Here is a 5,827-nt window from a genome sequence, read left to right as displayed (position 1 = left end):
GGCACGGGCGGCGTTGAGCAGGCCGGCCACACCCAGCACCGAATCGGGGCGAAACTGCATCGGGTCTAGAAAAGCGTCGTCGATGCGCCGGTAGATGACATCGACCTGACGTTCTCCTTCGGTGGTGCGCATGTACACCTGGTTGTCGCGGCAGAACAGGTCGCGGCCTTCAACGAGTTCGACACCCATCTGACGGGCCAGCAGCGAATGCTCGAAGTAAGCCGAGTTGTGCACCCCGGGGGTCAGCACGACCACGGTCGGGTCGGCCTCGTTGGTGGCCGCTGATTTCCGCAACGCGCGCAGCAGGTGCGCCGCATAGTCGTCGACGGCGCGCACCCGGTGCGTGGCGAACAAGTTAGGAAATACCCGCGCCATCGTGCGCCGGTTCTCCATCACGTACGACACCCCCGACGGCGAGCGCAGGTTGTCTTCAAGGACCCGGAAGTTGCCGCGTTCGTCGCGGATCAGGTCGATGCCGGCGACGTGAATGCGCACGCCGTTGGGCGGCACGATGCCGGCGGCCTGACGGTAGAAGTGCTCGCAGGAGGTCACCAGCCGACGCGGGATGACGCCGTCGTTCAGGATCTCCTGATCACCGTAGACATCGTCGAGGTAGCACTCGAGGGCCTTCACCCGCTGGGTGATGCCGCGCTCCAACCGCGTCCACTCGGCGGCCGAGATCACCCGTGGGACCAGGTCCAGCGGAAACGGGCGCTCCTGGCCGGACAGCGAAAACGTGATGCCCTGATTGCTGAATGCCCGGCCCAGCGCCTCGGCGCGGGCCTCGAGGTCGGACGCGTCCGACGGCGCCAGCTCGGCGTAGATGCCTTTATACGGGCCGCGGACGTTGCCCTGACCGTCGAACATCTCATCGAAGGCCTCGGCGTAGCTGCTGGCAGCGTTGTAGCCGTCGAAGATTCGCTCATAACGCTTCGCCGGCCGCGGCTCGCCGCGCGGCTGCCGCCTGGTCTCGACGGGCACGGTTCGAAGGGCCACTGTGCCATGCTGCATCACGAACGCCGTTTCTGCAGGCCAAGCGGCTCCGAATTGGGGGAAAGCACCGCTGACTGATACCCTGAGCAGTCGCCGCTCAAGCGCAGAGCCGCTGCGGCACCGTGACACGACAAGCCGCCAAAATCGTAAGCCGAAGGAATTGACGCGTGGCCAACATCAAGTCGCAGCAAAAGCGCAACCGCACCAACGAGCGCGCCCGACTGCGCAACAAGTCGGTGAAGTCATCTCTTCGCACGGCTGTCCGCGCATTCCGCGAGGCCGCTGCCGCCGGCGAGAAGGAGAAGGCCGCCGAGCTGCTGGTCTCCACCAGCCGTCAGCTGGACAAGGCGGCCACCAAGGGCGTCATTCACAAGAACCAGGCCGCCAACAAGAAATCTGCGCTGGCGCACGCCCTCAACAATCTCTGAGTCAGCGGTCGCCGGCTCCACCCAGTTATCCGCCTCCTCCTCGGGCCTTCCGGCCCGCATCCTCCCCGGATGCCAACTCGGCGACTTTTCGCACCGCCGCTTCCAACGCATAGTCGGCATCAGCGGCCGCCCCCTTGACGTCGGCGTTTAGCGCCGCCACCAACTTCATCGCGACAGCGACCATGTCGCGCGACCAGCGCCGGGCCTGCTTCTGCGCCTTCTGGACGCGCCAGGGCGGCATCCCGACTTCGGCAGCCAGCCGGTAGGGGTCACCGGAAAGCGGGCCCACCCGACCGATGGCGTGCACGGCCTCAGCCAACGCGTCGGCCAGCACCACATGCGGCTCGCCGCGGACCATCGCCCACCGCAGCGCCTCGACAGCCCCTGCGACGTCACCGGCCACCGCCTTGTCGGCGATGTCGAATCCCTTCACCTCGGCCCTGCCACCGTGATAGCGCCGCACCGCGGCGACATCGACGCGGCCACCGGTGTCGGCGACCAATTGAGAACAGGCCGAAGCGAGTTCGCGTATATCGGAGCCGACCGCATCCAGCAGCGCACCGATCGTGTCATTGTCGGATTTGATCTTCAACGAACGAAACTCGTTGCGGACGAAGTCGATACGTTCGCTGGCCTTGGTGATTCGCGCGCACGGGTACACCTGCGCGCCAAGAGCGCGCAGCTGGCCGGCCAGTGCCTTGGCACGCCCACCGCCCGAATGCACGACCACCAGCTCGGTGCCCGACGGGATGTCCGCAGCGGCGTTGGCGATCAGTTCCGCGGCTTCCTTGCCGGCCTCACCGGCGGCCTCCAGAACGACCACCCGCTCGTCTGCGAACAGCGACGGGCTCAGTAATTCTGCGAGCTCGTAGACGCCGACTTCGCCGGCTCGCAACCGGCTCACCGGCACGTCGTCGGTACCAGCCCGCTGCCGTGCCGACCGCAGCACTTCCGCGACGGCGCGCTCGACCAGCAACTCCTCATCACCCAGCACGAGATGCACTGCCGAAACCTGCTGGCTCACGCCTTTGATCGTGTCATGTGGGGCCGACAGCGCCGCCGGCCCCTGCCAGCAGACCCGACAACGACCAGGCAACCAGCCCGGCGGCCGCGACCGCGATCCCGGCGCGAAACCAGCGCCACCGCCACGACACCGCGGCCAGCACGGCGGCCGCGCCGACCACCAGCACGCCGGAAATCCCCGACGGCACCGGCAGACTCGCGGCGGGCACAGCGGCTGCCCAATGCGCGATCCGCAACACCCACCACAGTTCGGGGCCGGTGAACCGGATCAGCAGTTGCGCGCCGGCCGGCCAGCACAAGCACAGCGCACCGGCCGCACTGCCCAGCACAGTGATCGGCGCAATCAGCGCGGCCACTGCGAGATTGGCCGCCGCGGCCACCAGGCTGACCCGACCGGAGATGCCGGCGATCAGAGGAGCGGTCACCAACTGCGCTGCACAGGCGACGCACACAGCGTCCGCCAGCGGCTTGGGCCAGCCGCGCACCACCAGACGCCGCGACCAAATCGGCGCGATCACCACGAGCGCAGCCGTCGCCACGACCGACAGCGCGAGGCCCACGTCGACGGCCAACTGGGGAGCGGTGACCATCAACACCAACACGGTGGCGGCGAGACCCGGAACCGCTTGTCGCCGCCGCGAAGACAACACACCGACTAGCGCGATCGCGCCCATCACCGCCGCGCGCAGCACGCTGGCGGTGGGCTGCACGACGATGACGAACACCACCAACGCGACACCGGCCAGCGCCACTGCCGCCCGCGGGCCGATCAGCCGCGACGTGAACAGCACCGCTCCGCAGACGATCGTGACGTTTGCGCCGGATACCGCTGTCAGATGCGTCAAACCCGCGGCCCGGAATTCCCGGCTGGTGATCGTGCTGACCGTCGAAGTGTCGCCGAGCACCAGCGCCGGCAGCATCGCCGCCTGGTCTGCAGGCAGCACTTGACGGGCTGCGGCGGCGAACGCCGCGCGGACTGCGTGCGCGACGCGGTGAACCGGCCCGGCACGGCCCATCGTCGGCTGGCCGACTGCGTTCACCACCGCCACCGTCAGGTCATGTCGGGCGGGGCGGGTGATTCTGGCCCGGAATCGCAGCGGCTGACCAACCATCACCGCATTGAAGTCGCGGGCCGGCGCGAAAACCACCACGCGGCCCGACATTCGGTTCTGTCCCAGCTGCTGCAAGGTGGCGCGGAACATCAGCCGGCCTGATTGTCCTGAGCCCACCGACAGTGCGCTTTCGCTCGGTGTAACCACTACCTGCGCAGCAGTTCCGAACACCGCGGTGACGGGATGGCGAGCGACTGCGTTGGCGCGCAACGCAATCGCAAACCCGAAGCCTGCCCCGACGACACCAACGGCGACCACCGCGACGCCGACGGCCCGCATCCGTGTACTTCGGTGCCCGGTGCGCCACAGCAGAAGGCCCAACGCGCTCACGACCGCACACGCCGATCCGACCGCGCTGCCGAGCGGCCATATGATTCCCGCCGCGGTGACCGTCCAGCTGGTCAATGCGGCCGGCACCAGTCGTGCGTCCAACCGCGCGGTGGGTGTCTCAGACACGAACCAGCGGACGCAGCTTTTCCAGACGCCCGGGGCCGATGCCGTCGACCTCGGCGAGTTGATCGACGCTGGTGAACTTGCCGTTGGCATCCCGCCAGGCCACGATGGCAGCCGCCGTCACCGGCCCGATCCCCGGCAGGGCGTCCAACTGCTGCACCGTTGCGGTGTTCAGGTTGACCGCTTCAGCCCGTGCCGGTTTGTCCGGACGAGGTGCGGTGCCCGACGTGCCCGGGACAGCGGAGCCGGAGCTCACCGAGCTGCCCAGCACCGGCGGCTGCCCCTTGACGGGTGCCAGGCCGACGACGATCTGCTCGCCGTCGCCGACCTGCCGAGCCATATTCAACCCGATCGTGTCGGCGCCGTCCGTCGTGCCGCCGGCCGCCTTGAGCGCGTCTGCGATCCGCGCGCCGGGCGCCAACGTGACCAGGCCGGGCGTGTGAACCAAGCCCACCACACTCACCACCACCGGTTGACTCGGCTTGGCAGTCGGACTTGGACTCGGGCCGCGGCTCGCTGACGCCAGCGCTTCCACCGGCGGCAGCTTCGCCGACATCACCGGTGCGGGCTGATCACGCATCAACGTGAAGACCGTGACCAGCACCGCGATAACGGCGATCACCGCCAAGGCGATGGCGCCCGCCCGGCCCGGATCGGCGCGCACCCGGGCGAGCCAGCCGGCTGCACCCTGCGCGGAGCCGTCCGGAAGCCACCGCGGCAGCAGAGAGTTTGGGTCGGTGTCAGCATCGGTGCCGTCGGCCTCGCTGTCCGGTTGGGCGCCCAGCCGTCGCTGCAGTCGCTCGGCGGGCAGTTCTGTGCGCATGCCCCGACGGTAGGTTCGTCGACCGCCTCACCAGGCCCGTCGCGGGGCCTGCCAACCCCGCGCTGTGGACCAACTGCCAGCTGTGCATGGGTTTGACGGCTGGCCAGCCGGGTAGCCCGATGCCCATTGGTGATGATGCATGGAGGTAACCCGATGAGCTTGGAAGCAAATCCGAAGCCAGAAGCCTCAATCGGTGAGCTGATGAGCCAGCTGTCCGCTCAACTCTCGCGACTGGTGCGAGATGAAATGCGTTTGGCGCAGAAGGAGTTTCAGCAGTCGGCCAAACATGCCGGTCTCGGCGTCGGGCTACTGACCGCAGCGGGTCTGCTCGCCTTCCTCGGCGTGGCCAGCCTGATCGCGGCGGCCATTGCCGCAGTCGCACTGGCGTTGCCAGTCTGGGCGGCCGCATTGATTGTCGGTGCCGCGATGCTATCGGCGGCCGGGATAGCCGCTCTGTTCAGCAAAAAGCAGGCCGGCGAAATGACACCGGCGGCGCCGCAGACCGTCGCCAACGTCAAAAAAGACGTGCAACAAGTGAAGGTTTCTCGCCATGACCGCAGCTGAACCACACGAACCCGGACGCAACGCGGACATCCGCGAGATCCAAGCCGACATCGAACGCACCCGGGGCCAGCTCGGTGAGACCGTCGATGCGCTTTCGGCGAACCTGGACGCAAAAAAGGACGCGCTCGACAGGTCCAAGGCGGCGGCTAAGCCGTCGCTGGCGGTCGTCGCGTCGGTTGCCGGCGCGACCGTGGTCGCGATGATCTGGTGGCGCCGCCGTTCGGGCCGCCACCACGGTTGACGCTGCCATGGGACTCACCGTCGCAGTGACCGGCCCGACTGGCGATATCGGCATTTCGGCCGTCTCAGCCCTGGAGCAGCACCCAGACGTCGATCGCATCATCGGCATGGCGCGACGGCCATTTGATCCAAATCCGCACGGGTGGACCAAGACCGTCTACCGCCAGGGCGACATCCTCGACCGCGACGCG

The 5,827-nt window shown here is 68.0% G+C and carries 7 protein-coding genes and 1 pseudogene; 4 read left to right on the top strand and 4 right to left on the bottom strand.

Translation table 11 applies throughout. From position 1 onward, the window contains the following. Positions 1 to 1,011 (bottom strand): circularly permuted type 2 ATP-grasp protein (locus WBF82_RS00405; protein ID WP_424381138.1); only part of this gene is annotated, 1,011 nt, incomplete at its 3' end. 149 nt (positions 1,012 to 1,160) lie between these two features. On the opposite strand from WBF82_RS00405, the gene rpsT reads away from it, so the two are divergent. After that, entirely contained in the window at positions 1,161 to 1,421 is a 261-nt protein-coding gene (rpsT, locus tag WBF82_RS00400; RefSeq protein WP_424381137.1) for a 30S ribosomal protein S20, read from the top strand. Positions 1,422 to 1,446: 25 nt separating this feature from the next. On the opposite strand, the gene holA is transcribed toward rpsT, so the two are convergent. From holA to WBF82_RS00385, 3 genes are read right to left on the bottom strand one after another with little or no spacing between them, the layout of a single operon-like run. After that, positions 1,447 to 2,445 carry a DNA polymerase III subunit delta gene (gene holA / locus WBF82_RS00395; RefSeq protein WP_424381136.1) on the bottom strand — a complete coding sequence of 333 codons (999 nt, stop codon included), beginning with the start codon at positions 2,443 to 2,445 and terminating at the stop codon, positions 1,447 to 1,449. Between the two features lie 13 nt (positions 2,446 to 2,458). Continuing rightward, positions 2,459 to 4,012 carry a ComEC/Rec2 family competence protein gene (locus WBF82_RS00390; RefSeq protein ID WP_424381135.1) on the bottom strand — a complete coding sequence of 518 codons (1,554 nt, stop codon included), beginning with the start codon at positions 4,010 to 4,012 and terminating at the stop codon, positions 2,459 to 2,461. Beyond that, positions 4,005 to 4,832: a helix-hairpin-helix domain-containing protein gene (locus WBF82_RS00385; protein WP_424381134.1), complete on the bottom strand. Its 828-nt coding sequence runs from the start codon at positions 4,830 to 4,832 to the stop codon at positions 4,005 to 4,007. Before WBF82_RS00385 ends, WBF82_RS00390 begins: the two co-directional genes overlap by 8 nt. Positions 4,833 to 4,985: 153 nt before the next feature. Here WBF82_RS00385 and WBF82_RS00380 point away from each other — a divergent pair, with 153 nt between their 5' ends. From WBF82_RS00380 to WBF82_RS00370, 3 genes and pseudogenes are all read left to right on the top strand, one after another. Then, positions 4,986 to 5,396 (top strand): phage holin family protein, encoded by a 411-nt coding sequence (locus WBF82_RS00380; RefSeq protein ID WP_424381133.1) that lies wholly within the window; start codon positions 4,986 to 4,988, stop codon positions 5,394 to 5,396. Then, positions 5,383 to 5,637, top strand: a complete 255-nt coding sequence (locus WBF82_RS00375; protein ID WP_424381132.1) for a DUF3618 domain-containing protein — start codon at positions 5,383 to 5,385, stop codon at positions 5,635 to 5,637. Before WBF82_RS00380 ends, WBF82_RS00375 begins: the two co-directional genes overlap by 14 nt. Positions 5,638 to 5,644: 7 nt before the next feature. Next, positions 5,645 to 5,827, top strand: a pseudogene (locus WBF82_RS00370) (epimerase); the annotation flags it as partial.

Source organism: Mycobacterium sp. (assembly GCF_049673265.1).
Taxonomy (GTDB): domain Bacteria; phylum Actinomycetota; class Actinomycetes; order Mycobacteriales; family Mycobacteriaceae; genus Mycobacterium.
This window is presented reverse-complemented; position numbering and strand designations above follow the sequence as displayed.